Annotated in this window: 15 protein-coding genes; 9 read left to right on the forward strand and 6 right to left on the reverse strand. The window is 71.2% G+C overall.

The genetic code is table 11. The features are described 5' to 3' along the window. Positions 1-2: 2 nt before the first annotated feature. From kdpB to ABZ449_RS08790, 4 genes are all read right to left on the reverse strand, one after another. A complete protein-coding gene (kdpB, locus tag ABZ449_RS08775; protein ID WP_360342440.1) occupies positions 3-2,117 on the reverse strand; it encodes a potassium-transporting ATPase subunit KdpB in 2,115 nt (704 codons plus the stop codon). Further along, positions 2,117-3,781 (reverse strand): potassium-transporting ATPase subunit KdpA, encoded by a 1,665-nt coding sequence (gene kdpA / locus ABZ449_RS08780; protein ID WP_360342443.1) that lies wholly within the window; start codon positions 3,779-3,781, stop codon positions 2,117-2,119. Before kdpA ends, kdpB begins: the two co-directional genes overlap by 1 nt. 1 nt (position 3,782) lies before the next feature. Then, a complete protein-coding gene (kdpF, locus tag ABZ449_RS08785) occupies positions 3,783-3,872 on the reverse strand; it encodes a K(+)-transporting ATPase subunit F (RefSeq protein ID WP_045693083.1) in 90 nt (29 codons plus the stop codon). A gap of 561 nt (positions 3,873-4,433) precedes the next feature. After that, a complete protein-coding gene (locus tag ABZ449_RS08790; RefSeq protein ID WP_360342446.1) occupies positions 4,434-6,269 on the reverse strand; it encodes an APC family permease in 1,836 nt (611 codons plus the stop codon). 1,077 nt (positions 6,270-7,346) lie between these two features. On the opposite strand from ABZ449_RS08790, the gene ABZ449_RS08795 reads away from it, so the two are divergent. Further along, positions 7,347-7,511, forward strand: a complete 165-nt coding sequence (locus ABZ449_RS08795) for a hypothetical protein (RefSeq protein WP_360342449.1) — start codon at positions 7,347-7,349, stop codon at positions 7,509-7,511. 376 nt (positions 7,512-7,887) lie between these two features. Here ABZ449_RS08795 and ABZ449_RS08800 read toward each other — a convergent pair whose 3' ends face one another. Both ABZ449_RS08800 and ABZ449_RS08805 read right to left on the reverse strand, forming a co-directional pair. After that, entirely contained in the window at positions 7,888-8,574 is a 687-nt protein-coding gene (locus tag ABZ449_RS08800) for an HAD-IA family hydrolase (protein WP_360342452.1), read from the reverse strand. Next, positions 8,571-9,419 (reverse strand): GntR family transcriptional regulator, encoded by an 849-nt coding sequence (locus ABZ449_RS08805; RefSeq protein WP_360342455.1) that lies wholly within the window; start codon positions 9,417-9,419, stop codon positions 8,571-8,573. Before ABZ449_RS08805 ends, ABZ449_RS08800 begins: the two co-directional genes overlap by 4 nt. Positions 9,420-10,025: 606 nt before the next feature. Here ABZ449_RS08805 and ABZ449_RS08810 point away from each other — a divergent pair. The 8 genes from ABZ449_RS08810 to ABZ449_RS08845 all read left to right on the forward strand — a co-directional run bounded on the left by ABZ449_RS08810 (position 10,026) and on the right by ABZ449_RS08845 (position 17,375). Then, positions 10,026-10,313, forward strand: a complete 288-nt coding sequence (locus ABZ449_RS08810) for a hypothetical protein (RefSeq protein WP_360342458.1) — start codon at positions 10,026-10,028, stop codon at positions 10,311-10,313. A gap of 5 nt (positions 10,314-10,318) precedes the next feature. Further along, positions 10,319-11,908 (forward strand): DUF2637 domain-containing protein, encoded by a 1,590-nt coding sequence (locus tag ABZ449_RS08815; protein WP_360342686.1) that lies wholly within the window; start codon positions 10,319-10,321, stop codon positions 11,906-11,908. Between the two features lie 19 nt (positions 11,909-11,927). Beyond that, positions 11,928-12,221: a hypothetical protein gene (locus ABZ449_RS08820; RefSeq protein ID WP_360342461.1), complete on the forward strand. Its 294-nt coding sequence runs from the start codon at positions 11,928-11,930 to the stop codon at positions 12,219-12,221. After that, complete coding sequence (locus ABZ449_RS08825) at positions 12,218-13,255, forward strand: hypothetical protein (RefSeq protein WP_360342464.1); 1,038 nt, start codon at positions 12,218-12,220, stop codon at positions 13,253-13,255. The genes ABZ449_RS08820 and ABZ449_RS08825 overlap by 4 nt, the downstream gene beginning before the upstream one ends. A gap of 19 nt (positions 13,256-13,274) precedes the next feature. Next, positions 13,275-13,682, forward strand: a complete 408-nt coding sequence (locus ABZ449_RS08830) for a hypothetical protein (RefSeq protein WP_360342467.1) — start codon at positions 13,275-13,277, stop codon at positions 13,680-13,682. Between the two features lie 5 nt (positions 13,683-13,687). Beyond that, complete coding sequence (locus tag ABZ449_RS08835) at positions 13,688-14,689, forward strand: hypothetical protein (RefSeq protein ID WP_360342470.1); 1,002 nt, start codon at positions 13,688-13,690, stop codon at positions 14,687-14,689. A gap of 95 nt (positions 14,690-14,784) precedes the next feature. Next, positions 14,785-15,375, forward strand: coding sequence for a hypothetical protein (locus ABZ449_RS08840; protein WP_360342473.1), 591 nt, complete (start codon positions 14,785-14,787; stop codon positions 15,373-15,375). A 20-nt stretch (positions 15,376-15,395) separates the two neighbouring features. Next, on the forward strand, positions 15,396-17,375 hold the full coding sequence (locus tag ABZ449_RS08845; RefSeq protein WP_360342476.1) for a DUF3987 domain-containing protein: 1,980 nt from the start codon (positions 15,396-15,398) through the stop codon (positions 17,373-17,375). Positions 17,376-17,456: the final 81 nt, after the last annotated feature.

The following is a 17,456-nucleotide window of genomic DNA, read 5'->3' on the forward strand; positions in this document are numbered from 1 at the left end:
CGTCAGTTGAGGCCGGGGATGAACTGGACGATCAGGTCGATCAGCTTGATGCCGACGAACGGCACCACCAGGCCGCCGAAGCCGTAGACCCCGATGTTGCGGCGCAGCAGCGAGCTGGCGTCGGACGGGCGGTAGCGCACGCCGCGCAGGGCGAGCGGGATCAGGCCGATGATGACCAGGGCGTTGAAGACGATCGCCGAGGTGATCGCGGACTGCGGGCTGTGCAGGCCCATGATGTTGAGGTGGTTCAGGCCCGGGTAGACCCCGGCGAACATCGCGGGGATGATCGCGAAGTACTTGGCCACGTCGTTGGCGATCGAGAAGGTGGTCAGCGCGCCGCGGGTGATCAGCAGCTGCTTGCCGATCTCCACGATCTCGATCAGCTTGGTCGGGTTGGAGTCGAGGTCGACCATGTTGCCGGCCTCCTTGGCCGCCATGGTCCCGGTGTTCATCGCGACGCCGACGTCGGCCTGGGCGAGCGCGGGGGCGTCGTTGGTGCCGTCGCCGGTCATCGCGACCAGCTTGCCGCCCTCCTGCTCCTTCTTGATCAGGGCCATCTTGTCCTCGGGGGTGGCCTCGGCGAGGAAGTCGTCCACGCCCGCCTCGTCCGCGATCGCCTTGGCGGTCAGCGGGTTGTCGCCCGTGATCATGATGGTCTTGATGCCCATCCGGCGGAGCTCGTCGAAGCGCTCCCGCATGCCCTCCTTGACGACGTCCTTGAGGTGGATGACCCCCAGGACGCGGGCGGGCTCGTCGCCGATCCTGGTCGCGACGACCAGCGGGGTGCCGCCGGCCGCGGAGATGCCGTCGACCAGCGCGGACACCTCGTCGGTGACCCGGCCGCCGTTCTCGGTGACCCAGTTGGACACGGCGGCGGCCGCGCCCTTGCGGACCTGGTGGACGCCGTCGGCCTCGTCCAGGTCGACGCCCGACATCCGGGTCTGGGCGGTGAACGGGACCCAGGTGGCATGGGTCAACTCACCCTGGGCGCGGGCCCGCAGACCGTACTCGGTCTTGGCGAGGACCACGATCGAGCGGCCCTCGGGGGTCTCGTCCGCCAGCGAGGACAGCTGGGCGGCGCCGGCGAGCTCGTCGCCGGAGACACCGTTCACCGAGAGGAACTCGGCGGCCTGGCGGTTGCCCAGGGTGATGGTGCCGGTCTTGTCGAGCAACAGGGTGTTGACGTCGCCGGCGGCCTCGACGGCGCGGCCGGACATCGCCAGCACGTTGCGCTGCACCAGCCGGTCCATGCCGGCGATGCCGATCGCGGAGAGCAGCGCGCCGATGGTGGTCGGGATGAGCGCCACGATCAGGGCGACCAGGACGATCATCGACTGCGGGGCGCCCGCGTAGGTGGCCATCGGCTGGAGGGTCACGACCGCGACCAGGAAGACGATGGTCAGCGAGGCCAGCAGGATGTTGAGCGCGATCTCGTTCGGCGTCTTCTGCCGGGCGGCGCCCTCGACCAGGGCGATCATCCGGTCGATGAACGACTTGCCGGGCTCCGAGGCGATCTTCACCACGATCCGGTCGGAGAGGACCTTGGTGCCGCCGGTGACGGCGCTGCGGTCACCGCCGGACTCGCGGATGACGGGCGCGGACTCACCGGTGATCGCCGACTCGTCGACGCTCGCGACACCCTCGACCACGTCGCCGTCGCCGGGGATGATCTGGCCGGCCTCGACCACCACGTGGTCGCCGAGCCGCAGGGCGGTGCCGGGCACCTCCTCCTCGGCGTTCGTGGCCGGCCAGTTCGTGAGCCGGCGGGCGACGCTCTCGGTCTTGGTCTTGCGCAGGGTGTCGGCCTGGGCCTTGCCGCGGCCCTCGGCCACGGCCTCGGCCAGGTTGGCGAAGACCGTGGTGAGCCAGAGCCACACGGTGATGGCCCAGGCGAAGACGGACGGGTCGGCGATCGCGGAGATCGTGGTGACCACCGAGCCGACCTCGACCACGAACATGACCGGGTTCTTGACCATCACCCGGGGGTCGAGCTTCCTCACCGCGTCCGGCAGGGACGCGACGATCAGCTTCGGGTCGAGCAGGCCGCTCGCCACTCTGTGCGGCGCGGCGGGCTCCGCCGTGTCGGCCGGTGCGGGGTTGAGCGTAGGGGTGGACATCAGGAGGACAGACCTTCCGCGATCGGCCCGAGAGCCAGGGCCGGGAAGTAGGTGAGGCCGACGACGATCAGGATCACGCCCGACAGCAGGCCCACGAACAGCGGCTTGTGGGTGGGCAGGGTGCCCGGGGTGGCCGGGACCGGCTGCTGCTGGGCGAGCGAGCCGGCCAGCGCCAGGACGAAGACGATCGGCAGCAGTCGGCCGAAGATCATCGCCAGGCCGAGGGCGGTGTCGTACCAGTCGGTGTTGACGGTGATGCCGCCGAAGGCCGAACCGTTGTTGTTGGCGGCCGAGGTGAAGGCGTACAGCACCTCGGAGAAGCCGTGGGCACCCGAGTTGAGCATCCCGGCGCGCTCACCCGGCAGGGCCATCGCCACACCCGTGCCGACCAGCACGATCGTCGGCGTGGTGAGGATGTACAGCGAGGCGAACTTCATCTCCCGGCCGCCGAGCTTCTTGCCCAGGTACTCGGGGGTGCGGCCGACCATCAGACCGGCGACGAACACCGCGACGACCGCGAGCACCAGCATGCCGTACAGGCCGGAGCCCACACCGCCGGGCGCGATCTCGCCCAGCATCATGTTGAAGACCGTCAACCCGCCGCCGAACGGCGTGTACGAGTCGTGGAAGGAGTTCACCGCGCCGGTCGAGGTCAGCGTCGTCGAGGCGGCGAACAGCGAGCTGGCGGCGATACCGAACCGCTGCTCCTTGCCCTCCATCGCGGCGCCCGCGGCCTGCAGGGCGCTGCCCTGGTGCTGCGACTCGGCGAAGGTCAGCAGGGCCACCGAGGCGACCCAGAACAGGCCCATCACCGCGACGATCGCGTAGCCCTGGCGGTTGTCCCCCACCATCCGGCCGAAGGTCCGCGGCAGCGCGAACGGGATCAGCAGGATCAGGAAGATCTCGACCAGGTTGGTGAAGCCGGTCGGGTTCTCGAACGGGTGCGCCGAGTTGGCGTTGAAGAAACCGCCGCCGTTGGTGCCCAGCAGCTTGATGACCTCCTGGGAGGCCACCGGGCCGCCCGGGATCTTCTGGACGTCACCCGCGAGGGTGGTGACCTCGTGGAAGCCGTGGAAGTTCTGGATCACGCCGTTGGCGACCAGCACCAGGGCGAAGACGATCGAGATCGGCAGCAGCAGGCGCAGGTTGATCCGGGTGAGGTCCACCCAGAAGTTGCCGACCCGGTCCGTCCGGTTGCGGGTGAAACCCCGGACCAGCGCGGCGACCACGGATATCCCGACGGCCGCGGAGACGAAGTTCTGCACCGCCAGGCCCGCCATCTGCGCCAGGTGGCCCATCGCGGACTCGCCGCCGTAGGACTGCCAGTTGGTGTTGGCGACGAACGAGATGGCGGTGTTCCAGGCCTGGTGGCCCTCCATCTGCGGAACGCCCAGGTTCAGCAGCAGGTGACCCTGGAGGCGGATCAGGCCGTAGAGGAAGAGGACGGAGACGGCGGAGAAGGCCAGCACCGAGCGGAGGTACGCCGGCCAGCGCTGATCGGCGTCGCCGTCGACGCCGATCACCTTGTAGATGCCGCGCTCGACTCTGAGGTGCTTGGCGGAGGTGAGGAGGTCGGCGATGTAGTCGCCGAGGGGGCGGTAGCACAGGGCCAGCGCGCCGACGAGGGCGATGACCTGGAGCCAGCCCGCGAGAGTGGATCCCATGTCAGAACTTCTCCGGGAAGATCAGCGCCACGACGAGATAGCCGACGAGCGCGACGGCCACGACCAAGCCAGCGATGTTCTCCGCGCTCATGCGGCCACCTCGCTGCGCTCGCCGGGCGCCTGGCGCAACACGCGCCCTTCGATGGTTCGTTCGCTGCGCTCACTCACAGCTTCTCCACCCCCCGCGCGATCAGGGCGATGACGGCGAACACGGCGACCGTGACACCGACGTAGATGAGATCGGACATGGGCTCCACCAGAGTGGTTCGGGAGATGCCGCGACCGGGGCCGGAGGGGCTCGCGCGGCGCCGGCGGACGACCGGCAGATGCAGCAAAGCAGCCGTCAGGGGCGCGTTATGGGGCCCTGACGCCCTCCATACGGGCGATAGCGCGACGTTGACGCGGCCTTGACGGGCGCTTCACCGGACCGAGACCGTCGTGATCCGGCCGAGACCCGGCGGGTGGCCGGGCCGCGGGCCTGGCGGCGTGCCCGGCGGGACCTCCGGGAGGCCCGGCGACCCCTCCCGACCGCGTGCCCGGGAACGGAAGGGCCCCGGACGGCAGGCTGCCGTCCGGGGCCGTCCTTCCCCGTTCCCGTTCCCGGTTCCGTCCCCGGTTCCGTTCCTCGTCCCGTCCCCGGTCCCGTTCCTGGTCACATCCGCATGCGCAGTCGGCAGACCACCGCGTCGGTGTGCCGCCGCAGGGCGCGGTCGATCACGGCGCCGCGCCGGTTCTGGAGCGCCCGCTGCCACCAGCGGGCCGGCTCCACCTCGGGGATCAGCACGGTCAGCCGGTCGTAGGCGTGCTCCGCCCCCAGCTCGTTGACGAAGTCCGCGATCGGCCGGCCCAGTCGGCGGTGGACGTCCGGGATCTCCACCAGCGGCACGCCCGGACGCCACAGCTCCCAGTCCCGGCGCAGCGCCTCCGCGGCGGCCGGCTCGTGCACCACCGTCACCGCCATGACCTCGTCGCCGAGCGAGAGCGCCGCCGACAGGCCGTCCCGGGTCAGCCGGGTGATCGCGGTCACCGGGACGACGACCAGGCTGCGCTGCCTGGTCACCGGACCGGGCACCCGGCCCAGCTCCAGCCGCTCGCCGATCCGCTCGTAGCTGCGGTGGACCGCCTCGAACAGCACCACCAGCAGCGGCAGTGCCACCACGATGCCCCAGGCGCCCTCGGTGAACTTGGTGCCGGTGACGACCAGCGCCGCGACGCCGGTGAGCAGCGCGCCGAACCCGTTCAGCGCGGCCTTCCACCGCCAGCCGGACGGCCGGTGCAGCAGCCAGTGCCGGACCATGCCGACCTGACAGATGGTGAAGCCGACGAACACGCCGATGGAGAACAGCGGCACCAGGCTGTTGACGTCCCCGCCGGAGCCGACCAGCAGCGCCGCCGACACCACGGCCAGGAACAGCACGCCGTACCGGTAGACCTGGCGGTCGGCGCGCAGCGCGAACAGGTGCGGGAGGTGGTTGTCCCGGGCGAGCAGGTCGAGCAGCACCGGCAGCCCACCGAAGGAGGTGTTGGCGGCGAGCCCCAGCAGCACCACGGTGGCGAACTGGACGACGTAGAAGCCGAAGCCGTGGCCGAGCGAGGCGTCGGCGAGCTGGGCGAGCACGGTGACGCCCTCGACCGGCTGGAGGTGGAAGCGGCCGATCAGCACGGCCAGTCCGATCAGCATCACGCCGAGCAGCGCGCCGAGCGCGACCTCGGTGTGCTGGGCGCGCTTGACCCGCGGGGTGCGGAAGGAGGGGACGGCGTTGGCCACCGCCTCGACGCCGGTCAGCGCGGAGCAGCCGGCCGCGAAGGCCTTGAGCAGCAGCAGCGCGCCGACGGTGGTCGCGTTCTCGGCGAGCGCCGAGGCGTGGCCGGCCGCGGCCGCGGTGCTGGCCGGGCCGTCCCGGAACAGCCCGACCACGATGATCGCCAGGACGGAGAGCACGAAGACGGCGGTCGGCGCCATGAACCAGCGCGCCGACTCGGCGATCCCCCGGAGGTTCACCGCGGTGACCAGCGCGAGCACGCCCAGGCAGAGCCAGACCCGCTGGTCGTACAGGCCCGGGACGGCCGAGGTGAGCGCGGCGACGCCCGCCGTGACCGAGACCGCGACGTTCAGGACGTAGTCGATGACCAGCGAGGCGGCCGCGGTCAGCGCGGTCCGGCGGCCCAGGTGCGCCTTGGCCACCGCGTAGGAGCCGCCGCCGTCCGGGAACGCCGCGATCACCTGCCGGTAAGAGGCGACCAGCACCGCCAGCAGCAGGGCGATCGCCGCGGTGACCGGCAGCGTGAAACCCAGCCCGTACGCCCCGGCGGCGGCGAGCACCAGCACGATCGACTCCGGCCCGTACGCGACCGAGGCCATGGCGTCCAGCGAGAGCGCGGCCAAGCCTCCGAGCGCGCTGAGCCGGTGCCGCTCGTCGCCCGCGCCGGTATCCGGCGGCTCGGGTTCGGCCGTGACGGCCGGGGTGGTGGTGGCGGCGCTGGACATCGGACGGGACCTCCGCAGTCGGTAGTTGGTCCGATCCTGCGGTCCGCACGCCCGCCGCCCGGCGGGCCCCTACGCGTTCCTGACGCCGTCGCGAGCGGCCTTGACGTGCCCTTGACGCGGCGGCCGGGCCTCGCCGGCTCCGTCCGGTGGCTGTTGGCGGGGGTGGGGCGAGCCGTTGTCCCGGCGGTCGCCGGCTGGGAAGACGATCAGCTCTGTCGAAGGACTCCCACCCCCGGCCCCCACTCTGCTGCCTGTCTCCGGTTATTGCAAGCAATGTGCAATAAGTCGCCCCGGTCCACGCCTCCCCACCGGACCGCCGGGAACAAACGAAACAGCCCCCGATCCGCGTTTCCGCAGATCGGGGGCTGTTTCTCTATCCTGTGGCTGGTGCAGGGTTCGAACCTGCGTAGCTTGCGCGACAGATTTACAGGCCGCTGGCCAGGGCTGCTCTGACCAGGCAACTCTTGATCACGGGCCGGATCCGGTCCGAGCCTGGTCCGGATCTTGGCCCGAGCGAGCCCCGATCGGACCATCTTGGGAGCAGGCCGAGGCGGGGGCGGACAGCGAGGTCGCTGCCCGCCCCCGCCTTTCGTGTTTCACGTCACATCTCGGCGCGCCACCCCGTCGAGCGCCGCCGGCGCTCATGCCCCGCGCCCTCAATGACGACCATGAGGGCGGACCGCGCCCCCTCGCGTACATGCGGCTCACAGACGTGTTTCCCCCGGCAACTTGCGGCACGGAAGACCGATGCCCTCGAAGCCGGATGCGCGGGTGACCGATGCCCTCGAAGCCGGATGCGCGGGTGAGGGAACATCGACCCCACCCCAACAGGTCGTGGCGCGCCCGGCGGGCAGGACTGACGGCACGACGGACGGGCAGGTGGGCCCCGAACGGATTCGTCCGGGGCCCTCTCCAGCATCTACCCTGAACGAAGTGCGAAACCCCTTCACTGACGGGCGCGTGAGCGTGTGTCAGCGATCCCGGCCGCAAGGTGCGGGCGGATTCACGGCGCCCGCACGGGCGGACGTCGCGATCCCGACCGCAAGGCGCGGCCGGGATAGTGCGAAGGGGTGGAGCATGACCGCGTCCAATCAGCAGCAGCCGGCCGACGAGGATCCGGCTGCAGAGCCGAAGAACGCGGGGAGGCTCCACAGGGATGGGGTGCGCCGACTGCTTGCCATCTGGCGGGGAGTAAAGGTGGCGTACGACGTCTGGCAGTTGTTCCAGGACTTCTGGAACTAGCTGCTTAGCACGATGGCCCAGCCGCGCCAACGGCCAGGCCATCGCCAGTGCGACTGTAGAGCCACACCGTAGGTACGGAGGGCCCGTCTCGGAACCCCTGGTGTTCGCTCACCAGGCGAGGCGGGCCCTCTTTCATGCATTTGATGATGCTTGCGCACCTCTATGCACTAAGTCTCTGCCGACGATACCAGGACAATGCATTTTCCATGGTAACCATTCTCCTGTCAGGGCGGGTGGCTCCTGGAAACGCATCACCTGTCCCGGCAGGCACGATGACCAGTCATGATGCTGCCGAACGAAGCAGCAACCAGCCATCGCACATCTCGGACCTCAGAAGCACTCGGGGACTTCGCCAGCCACCCTCAGTAGTTGTAGATCAGGTGAGGGCGTCAGCGATGAACTGCATCGAGTCCACGATCACCACGGCGCCAGAGGCCGCCAACTTCGCACTCTTCCCCGGCTTGTTGGCGTAGCCGATCGTCTGAACGCCGGCGGCCTCCCCCGCCTCGACATCGCGGACCGCGTCGCCGATGAAGATGCACTGCTCCTGCCCCGTACCTGCGGCGCCCATCGCTTCGAGCAGAAGGCGCGGGTTCGGCTTCATGGAGGAAGGGTCGCCTGGGGCGCGCCCAAAGACGCCAGCCACATAACTGCTTAGAGCGCGCTCGGCGAGGTAGGCCTCGATAGCCACGCCCGCGTTGTTGCTGACCACAGAGACCAGTCGACCGGAGCGGGCGCAGGCGCGCAGAACCGCTTCTCCGCCCGGGGTCGGGCGGGCGGCCCGGACGGCTTCAGTTTCCAGCGCGGCCAGCGCAGCGTCCGTGCTCGCCGTGAGATCGGGACGGGCGTCCGAGACCAGCCGGAGCAGGGCGAGCGGGTCGTTCTCCTCCTCCACCCCGGCCGGGTCCTGTCCGCTGGCGACAAGGAAGCCCTGGCGGAGTCGGCGCGCGACCTCCGGGGCGGGGAGGCCGGCGAAGACCGAGCAGACCGGGCCGTCGAAGTCGAGGAGCACGTGCTTCACCGGCCGCAGCACGTTGGCGAGTTGCTGAGGGGTGGCGATCATGGCTGCCGCTCGTAGGCGATCGTGGACCAGACGCTGTCGAACCACATCTGGGCCTGCTGGACGTACAACGATCCGAGCGAGGCGTCGTCCGGGCCAGCGACATGGTGAAACAGGGTCGTGTCCTTGCCAGTGACGTCGTAGAAGGTGTGGGCGCCGTCGTCGATCGTCACGGTGCGCTCGCGGAGCGGGTAGAAGCCGAAGAACGCCTCCGCCCGGTTCAGGATGTACAGCTTGAACAGGCTTGACGCCCGGTGGACCTTGACCTGGACAGTCGCCGACTGAACGAGGCCCAACTCCGCCAGCATCTCCACCGAGTGGGCGATACCGCCAGCATGCGTCAGGGCGATGTTCCGCGCGCGTTCCCGGAGCGCGACCTCATCCTGAAGCCCGTCGACAAGGACCGGCACGGCCATCGGTGCCGTGGTGTCAGGCAGCAGCAGCCGGACCGTGATGGACTCCGGTGCGAACCGGCCGGAGCGGACCTTGTCGAGCGGCTCCTGCAGCGCGTTGTGCAGCGTCTCGCTTGAGAACCCGGCGAAGTCGAGGGTCACCTGCTGCTGCTCGAAGGCCGTTTCCAGGTGGGGCCGCAGCCCGACCGGCCGAGAGGTGCGCTCCCGCACGAACGAGCCGCTCCCCTGGCGGGTGACGATCAGGTCCTCGGCGCGGAGTTCGTCGAGTGCCCTGTCCACCGTGCCGCGCGCCACGCCGAAGTGCTTCGCCAACGCGGGGCCGGAAGGAAGTTTGTCGCCAGGCTGGAAGCCCGGCTTCTTCGTGAGGATCGAGGCCCGCAAAGAGCCTTTGACCTGCTGATACGGGGGGCGGGGGTCATCCGGGTCCAGAGCCATGCACCCATGCTAGGGCAGCTGTCCAACATGCGCGAGAAACCCAACTCTCTTGACCTGCTTAAGCAGGTTCTCTATGTTGTGCATGTCGCACCAAGTGAGACAGGGGCGACACAGAGGGGCCTTCTTTGGGCTGCTCTGAGCTGCACAAACGCACCATCAACAACTCAAGAGAGTGATCCACCACCGCAGTCCTTCCGTGACGACGCCGGTCGGGGTGAGTGGAGACCAGTCGGCAGAGAAGGGGCGCACGCCCTGACACCTCGGTCCGCCCTTAAGACGGCGGGCCGTACATGGGACACGCAGCCGACTGAGAGGAGCTACCGGCCTCTCCAAAGAACGACGCGGCGACATTGAGCCGGCGACAACCTCCGGAATGGATCTCCCCGGAGCGAGCCTGGACCGCGTCCCGAGACCAACCCCCTGCTTCACCAGTGACCACGGCCCTCGACACCCCCTCGCATCCATGACTGCGGGGGCTGGTGCCGGGGGTCGTGGCTACTCGTGACGTTCGAGTGGCTCGGGCCCAACGAGACGGGCCGCCGCGCTCCGGCCAAGGAACGCGCGGCGGCCCTCGGGCCCACCCCCTACGAGAGAAGAGGTAGACCCATGAGGTCGATTGTTGCAGGCCAGACGGCCCTGAACGAGGACGAGTTCGCCGAGCTGGCGCTCGGTGTGGATTCGGAGTTCACCCGGCTGTTCACCGGAGTGCCCGGCGAGGACGACACCGAGCGCGAGGCCCGGATGGACGCCGCGGACGACATCCTGGCCGACCTGCGCCGGGAGGCCCCGGAGCTGGCCGCCTACGCCGAGCGGCTGCTGAGCATGGCGCCGGTGCCGCTGCGGCGCCCGGCCGTGATCCGCCGCAGCGCCAGCGTCGAGCGGATCGCCGCGTGACCACCATGGCCGCACCGACGGCCGTTTCAAGCCCGACCGCCGCCGCTTCAACCGCATGGCCGATCGCTTCGACCACGCGGGCGGGGGCTTCGGACAAGCTGATGCTGGGCGTGGCGATCCTCGCCGCGATCGGCGGTGCGGCCCTCGCCGGGATCGGCTTCAGCGGTTCCTACAACGCGCTGAAGGACCTCGGTTTCAGGCACAGCTTCGAGGACTTCAGCTACGCGTTCCCGATCGGTGTGGACGCCGGGATCGTGGCCCTGTTGGCCATGGACCTGCACCTGATCCGCAAGGGTGCCCCGGCGCCGTGGCTGCGGCTGCTGGCCCACGGTTTCACCGCCGCGACGATCTACTTCAACGCCGCCTCCGCCGGGCCGCTGCTGAAGAATCCGACCGGCACCGCGATGCACGCCGTGATCCCGGTGATGTTCGTCGCGGTGGTCGAGGCCGGGCGGCGCCTGGTCATCCGGATCACCCGGATCGAGGCCGGCCACGGCCGCGACGGCGTGCCGCTGCACCGCTGGATCCTCGCACCGTGGCCGTCGTTCCGGATGTACCGGCGGATGCGCCTGAACGGCATCGCCTCTTATGACCGGGCGGTCGAGCTGGAGCGCGAGCGGCTCGTCTACCGGGTGATGCTGGAGCGCGACCACGGCGGCGACTGGCGCAGGGCCCCCTCCGACCTGCGGCTTCCGCTCACCATGGAGCGCTTCGGACTGTCCGTGGACGAGGCCCTGGCCCTGCCCGCCGAGGCCGACGAGCAGGCCCGGCTGCGGGCTGAACGCTCGGAGGCGTTCGAGGCCGAGCTCACCGCCCGCGCCGAGGTCCGCGCCGCCGAGCTGGAGATCTCCAAGCTCCGCACAGCGGGCCGGGTGGAGGCCGCCGGGTACGAGGTCGGCGCCGAGACCGCCACCGCCAAGGCCCACGCTCACGCTCGAACCGTGGCCGCCGGCCGGGAGGCCGAAGCGGCCGAGCGCGTCGATCAGGCGGAGGAGGAACTGGCCGCCGCGGCCGCCGAGCAGGAGGCTGCCGACGCCCGTCTGCGTGCTGCTGAAACCGACAAGGCCGCCGCTGAAACGGAGAAGGTTGCCGCTGAAACGCGCGCTGCAGCCGCTGAAACGAACCGTGCCGCGGCCGACGACGAGGACGCCAGGGTCCGGACCGAAGAGGCCACCCAGTGGGCTCGCCTACGCGCGGCTGAAACGGCCAAGCAGGCGGCTGAAACGGAGGCGGCCGCCGCTGAAGCGGTCAAGCGCAAGGCTGAAGCCGACCGTGACGCCGCCGACGCCGGGCGGGTCCAGGCCGGGCACGAGGAGAACGAGCACGCGGCCCGGTTGCGTGCGGCTGAAGCCCGCGAGTGCGCCGCTGAAACGGAGCTGCGCGCGGTCGAAGCGGAGGATGCGGCGAAGCTGACCCCCGCCGCCCGTGCCACCCGCCGCGTCGCCCGGATGATCCTCGCGGCCGGCGGCAACCCCGAGGCCGTCGAGCTCAAGACCATCGCCGAGACCCTCGACGTCTCCCCGGCCACCGCCTCGACTCGCCGGGCCGAGGCCGCCGAGCTGATCGCCTCCGGCTACACCCCGATCGCCGCCTGACCGCTGAAGGAGCGCATCCATGCAGCTCTTCCGCCGTAGCCAGCAGCGCCGGGCCGCCGCCGTCCGCCGAGAGGGCCAGCGCCAGATCGACTCCCACTGCACCAGCCAGAGCACCACCGCCTGGCACTGCGCGCCGGCCCCCGCGCCTGGTGGCGCTCCTCCTGACCACCCTTCGGGCCCGGCTCCGGCCGGCCCCCTCCCAGAGGAAGACTTCATGGCCTACACGCTGTGCCTGCTGTTCCTGGTGGTCGACGCCGTGATCGCCGTCCTGTGCATCCGCGAGCTCATCCGCCGGGGCGGGTGGGACCGATGACGATCCCCCCGCCGCCGTCCGAGCCGCCTACCGCCGACATGCCCACCCCCGACTCCGAGTCCGTGGCCGAGTGGTGGCGCAAGTCCGGCCCCGTCATCCCGCCGCCGACCCAGCCCCCCGCCCCGGGTCAGCCGGACACCACCGTCCACACCCCGATCCCGATCGCCGCCGCCCCGGCCACCCAGGCCGCCACCATGGCGGCCGCCGCCGAGGCGTTCTGGGCCCCCGCCGGGAAGCTCTTCGCCGAGCAGGCCTCGACGATCGCCTTCCAGGTGGGAGAACAGATCGGCCAGTTGCTGACTGAGACCGAGGCCCAGCGCACTGCCCGCCAGCAGGTCGAGTATGAGGAGATGCTCGCGGGCCAGCGCGCCCGGATGGACGCCGCGCTCGGCAAGGTCGGGGAGACGGCCCAGGAGCGCTCGGCGCGCCACCGCGTCGAGGACATCCTCACCCCGGACCGCCCCGCCCAGCGGGACGACCTCGTCGGCCTGGTCGACCTCCTCGCCGACCGGCTCGCCGAGACCCCGGAGGACCGGGCCGCCCGACTTGAGACCCAGCGCGAGCTGGCCAAGCAGCGCGCCCGCGCTGAGGATGACCGCGCCCGCGCCGCGGCCGGGGAGACCCCCGCCCAACGCGACCTGCGCCACCGTCAGCAGCAACTCGCCGACCGCCGCGAGGCCAAGCTGCGGACCCGCCGCCAGCACCGTCAGGCCGCCCGCACCAAGGCCGGATCCTCCGACCGCGCCCGCCGCTTCCGCCGCTGGTGCGTCCTCACCGCGATCAGCGCGACCTGCGGCTACGCGACCGGCCTCGTGCAACTGGCCGCGCCGGGCGGGCCGTTCGTCGGCCTGCTGCTGGCCGGTGCCGGCTGGGCGCTCGACCTGCACCTGCGTGACCGGGGCCGTCTGCGCGTGAGCGAGGTCCGCCGCCCTGGACCCCTCCTGATCCTGATCGCCGCACGCGTCCCGGTCGCCTCCGGCCTCGCCGTCGCCGCCGGCCTCGACCCCCTCTTCGCTGCCCTCCCCCTCTACTGACCCGCCAAGGAGACACACCATGAGCAGCCTCATCGCGCTGGGCGCCGGCGGCGCCGCCACGGTCACCTCCGCGTACCTCCTCGTCGGCATCCGCGGCAACAACAAGATCACCGTGGCCCCCGACCACGTCCCCTACTGGTCGTTCGGCATCGGCATGTTGAGCGCCAACGCCGGCACCGCGTTCCAGCAGCTGAGCGGCATCGGCAACCAGCTTGGCGCCACCTTCCAGGGCAATGCCGCATTGGGGGAATGGCAGACCGGCGCGACCGCCGCTCTGCTGACCATCGCGGTTTTCGGGTTCAAGCCGCGGCCGCTGAAGGACGTGGTCTGCGGGGCCGTCGCGCCGTCCCTGTTCGCCGCCGCCGGTGGATTCTGGGCCCTGCCCGCGAGCATCTTCAGCGGCCTGATCAGCGCATTCATCGGCTGACCGCCATGGAGAAGATCTTCCCCACCGAGAAGCTGATCCCCACCCTCCTGTGGCCGTTCACCGGCCTGGCCACCGGCACGCCCGTCCTCGTCCGCAAGCTGACGGCCCCCCAGCGCGAGCGCCGCGCCGAGGCCGCCGCGCTCAAGGCCAAGCAGGACGAGCTCGCGCAGCAGATCGCCCAGGCCGCCGAGGCCGCGTTCGCCAAGAAGTTGGCGGAGGCCGACCCGGCCAAGCGCGCCTCGATGCTCCAGGCCCAGGAAGCCGGGCAGGTCACGGCCCGCCAGCTGGAACTGGAGCAGGCCAAAACCGCCCGCAAGGCCGCGCGGAGCCGGGCGGGCGACGCCGCCGGTGCAGCGGCCCTGATGCTGATCGTCGGCGGCCCCCTGATCTGGTCCCTCGTCGGCCCCTGGATCCAGCCCGGCATCGGCCTCCTGATCGGAGGGTGGTGGATCGCCGCCCTGATCCACGCCCCCACCCCCGACAAGACCACCCCGGCCGAGGCCGACCAGGAGGACCCGGACCAGCCGGTGCCTGCCACCGAAGCCACCGAGGAGGAACCCGCCGAGGAGGACCGCCAGGAGACCTCCGAGGCGGCCACCCCGACCCCCGCCGAGACCCACTCCCTGACCGCTTCCCTGACCACCGCTGGGAACTCCGTTCTGCTCACCCGGCTGGCCGCCGATCTGGCCGCCTTCCACCCCGGTTGGGAGCCCTCCACCAAGGCCGTCCGGGTCCTCCTCTCCGAGGCCGGCATCCCGGTCCGCGGAGGGGTCCGCACCCCGGACGGCAACGGGCCCGGCGTTCACCACCAGGACGTGCCCGCGCTCCGCTCCCCCTCCGCGTCCGTTCCTCTCCCCGGCGTTGTTGCCAACGTTGGCGCAGGTCAGAGTGCCAACGCCAACGCCAACAACACCGAAGAGTGGTCCACCCGGGAGGGGTTCGTCATGCGCGCCGACCCCGAGAACCCCGCCCGAACGATCATCGTCAGCCGCGCCAACGCCGCATGATCCACACAGCACGAAGCCCCACACCGGCCGCCTGTTCTTGGCAGAGAGTCGGCCGGTGCGGGGCCGTGCATCCCCTTCACAGAGATGGGACCAGCATGCCCCAGTTCGACCACTCCACGCTCGTCATCCTCGACGACACCGCCGACCGGGAGAACGCCAGCGACGGCCACTCCCGCTACGGCGCCTACATCTCCCACCACGCCGACCAGTTCCACGAGGACGGCGAGCCGCTCCGCCCGGTCGACTTCGCCGCCGCCGCCTGGCGAACCGCCACCAGCCCCGTCATGGCCCCGGGCTACGCGGTCGTGCGCCCCGACCTCGACCGGGTCGAGGTGTACGTCGACCAGGACGGCACCGCCCAGCTCTGCGCCAAGGTCGGCCTGCGGCACAACGCGCTCGCCCACCGCCCCACCGGCCGCGCGCTGGACTGGGAGCGCGCCCCGTGGTCCCGCCCCAATGAGGCATGGCCCGTGCTGGTCAGCCCGGAGCGCGTCGACCGCCCCGCCGTCCTGGTGACTGGCACCGTGCTCCTCCCGGTCCCGGAGAGCATCCTCGTCACCCCCACCGCGGCCCGGCCCGGCCGCACGCTGACCGACGAGGCCAAGGCCGTCGTCGCGGCCCTCGCCGAGCACACCAACCGGAACCTCGCCCCGCTCGTTGCCGACCTGCTCGGCGGCGTCCGGTGAGCGGCCCGGTCATCAGCTCGTTGAACAGCGAGTACGCGCCGAACGTGATCCCGTTCCGGCCCGAGCCCTCCGAGGTCAAGGCCGCCGAGCAGGCCGTCATCGGCGCCGCCCTGCTCGACCCCGCCCAGATCCCCGCGCTCGCCGCCCAGCTCGGTGACCCGAGCGCGTTCTACCACCCCGTGCACGAGACGATCTGGCGCGCCATCGTCCGCATGGCCGATGGTGAACGGCCGGTCGACCCGGTGCTGCTGGCCGGCGTGCTGCGGGTCCAGGGGGATCTGGTCCGCGTCGGCGGGCCCAGCTACCTGCACACCTGCATCGAGGCGACCCCCACCGCCGCGAACGGCGACTACTACGCCGAGATCGTGCGCGTGGCCGCCGAGCGGCGCCGCATCAACACCGCCACCAGTCGCCTCGCCCACATGGCCGGCGACGACCAGGCCGACCTCGACGCCGTCCGCACGGCCGCGCTCGCCGCGCTCGCAGACCTCGCCTCCGGCGAGACCTGGCTCGACCCCGTCCCGCTCGGCTCGCACGGCGCCCTGCCCACGTTCCCCGTCAAGGCTCTGCCCGGGTGGGTGGGCGCGTACGTGGAGGCGGTGGCGGAGTTCACCCAGACCCCGGCCGACATGGCCGCCACCATGTCCCTGGCCGTGCTGTCCACCGCCGCCGGCGGCCGGGTGAACGTGGAGATCCGGCCCGGCTGGCGCGAGCAGTCGAACCTCTACTTGGTGTGCGCGATGCCGCCCGCCAGCCGCAAGTCCGACGTGTTCGCGTTCATGACCGGCCCGGTCTACCGGGTCGAGGACGAGCTGCGGGCCGAGGCCCGGCCCCGGATCATCGAGGCCGAGACCGCCAAGGAGACCGCGCTGGCCGAGGTCGAGGCGCTCATGGCCAAGGCCCGCAAGAACCCCGACCTCGACCGCGCCCACCTGGTGGCCGAGATCTCCGGTGCCCGGATGCTGGCCGACGAGATCGTCGTCCCGCCGAGCCCGCGGCTGACCCTGTCCGGGGACATCACCCCCGAGACCGTCACCCACCAGCTCGGCGTCCACCGCTGCCTGGCCGCGCTCTCCCCCGAGGGTGACCTGTTCGACAGCATCGTCGGCCGCTACAGCAGCAAGCCCAACCTCGGGGTCTTCCTCCAGGCGCACAAGGGCGAGCGGCTCCAGGCCGACCGGATCACCCGCGAGCAGCCCACCGTCGACAAGCCCGCGCTCACCATCGGGGTCACCCCGCAGCCCGCCGTCCTCCAAGAGCTCGGCGCCGCTCCCGGTGCCCGGGACCGTGGCCTGCTCGCCCGTTTCCTGTACTCGCTCCCGCCCTCCAACCTCGGCTACCGCAAGATCCGCACCACGCCCATCCCGGAGCCGGTCGCCACCGCCTACGACGTCCGCCTGTCAGCGCTGCTTCGCGCCCTCACCGCGTTGGAGGAGCCCTTCACCGTGAAGATGACGGAGGCCGCCGACCTCGCCGTCGAGAAGCTCCAGGAGAAGTTCGAGGTCCAGCTCCGCCCGGACGAGCCGCTCGCCCACATCAAGGACTGGGCGGGCAAGCTCATCGGCCACATCGCCCGCATCGCGGTGCTCCTCCACCTCGCCGACCACGTCGGCGGCGACTGGCGCGTGCCCGTCGAGGCCGCCACCGTCGACCGCGCCGCCGAGATCGCCGAGTACTACACCGCCCACACCCTCGCCGTCTTCGACCTCATCGCCGCCGATCCGGCCACCGAGGACGCCCACGCCCTCCTCCAGTGGCTCCAGCGGCCGAAGAAGGACGGCACCCACCGCACCCACATCAAGGCCCACGACGCCGTCGCCAGCAGCCGCCGGTTCAAGAAGGTCGCCGACGTCGAACCCGCCCTGCAGCTGCTCGAACAGCACGGCTGGCTCCGCACCGACCAGCCCCCGGCGAGCGGCCAGCGTGGCCGGCCCCAGGCCGTCACCTACCGCGTCCACCCGGCCGCGAGCAGTCCCACGGATACGGAAACGATCACGTGACCGTCAGGGGTGTCAGGGCAAAGCCCTGACCAGCCCAAACGCTGCCGGACAGCCTGTCAGGGAACGTCAGGGCTGTCAGGG

Source organism: Kitasatospora sp. NPDC005856 (assembly GCF_040629945.1).
GTDB lineage: Bacteria > Actinomycetota > Actinomycetes > Streptomycetales > Streptomycetaceae > Kitasatospora.

What these genes read in the sequence shown, in the direction of transcription:
- kdpB (WP_360342440.1), bottom strand. Translation starts at nt 2,117, where the DNA reads ATGTCCACCCCTACGCTCAACCCCGCACCGGCCGACACGGCGGAGCCC.
- kdpA (WP_360342443.1), bottom strand. Translation starts at nt 3,781, where the DNA reads ATGGGATCCACTCTCGCGGGCTGGCTCCAGGTCATCGCCCTCGTCGGC.
- kdpF (WP_045693083.1), bottom strand. Translation starts at nt 3,872, where the DNA reads ATGAGCGCGGAGAACATCGCTGGCTTGGTCGTGGCCGTCGCGCTCGTC.
- ABZ449_RS08790 (WP_360342446.1), bottom strand. Translation starts at nt 6,269, where the DNA reads ATGTCCAGCGCCGCCACCACCACCCCGGCCGTCACGGCCGAACCCGAG.
- ABZ449_RS08795 (WP_360342449.1), top strand. Translation starts at nt 7,347, where the DNA reads ATGACCGCGTCCAATCAGCAGCAGCCGGCCGACGAGGATCCGGCTGCA.
- ABZ449_RS08800 (WP_360342452.1), bottom strand. Translation starts at nt 8,574, where the DNA reads ATGATCGCCACCCCTCAGCAACTCGCCAACGTGCTGCGGCCGGTGAAG.
- ABZ449_RS08805 (WP_360342455.1), bottom strand. Translation starts at nt 9,419, where the DNA reads ATGGCTCTGGACCCGGATGACCCCCGCCCCCCGTATCAGCAGGTCAAA.
- ABZ449_RS08810 (WP_360342458.1), top strand. Translation starts at nt 10,026, where the DNA reads ATGAGGTCGATTGTTGCAGGCCAGACGGCCCTGAACGAGGACGAGTTC.
- ABZ449_RS08815 (WP_360342686.1), top strand. Translation starts at nt 10,319, where the DNA reads ATGGCCGCACCGACGGCCGTTTCAAGCCCGACCGCCGCCGCTTCAACC.
- ABZ449_RS08820 (WP_360342461.1), top strand. Translation starts at nt 11,928, where the DNA reads ATGCAGCTCTTCCGCCGTAGCCAGCAGCGCCGGGCCGCCGCCGTCCGC.
- ABZ449_RS08825 (WP_360342464.1), top strand. Translation starts at nt 12,218, where the DNA reads ATGACGATCCCCCCGCCGCCGTCCGAGCCGCCTACCGCCGACATGCCC.
- ABZ449_RS08830 (WP_360342467.1), top strand. Translation starts at nt 13,275, where the DNA reads ATGAGCAGCCTCATCGCGCTGGGCGCCGGCGGCGCCGCCACGGTCACC.
- ABZ449_RS08835 (WP_360342470.1), top strand. Translation starts at nt 13,688, where the DNA reads ATGGAGAAGATCTTCCCCACCGAGAAGCTGATCCCCACCCTCCTGTGG.
- ABZ449_RS08840 (WP_360342473.1), top strand. Translation starts at nt 14,785, where the DNA reads ATGCCCCAGTTCGACCACTCCACGCTCGTCATCCTCGACGACACCGCC.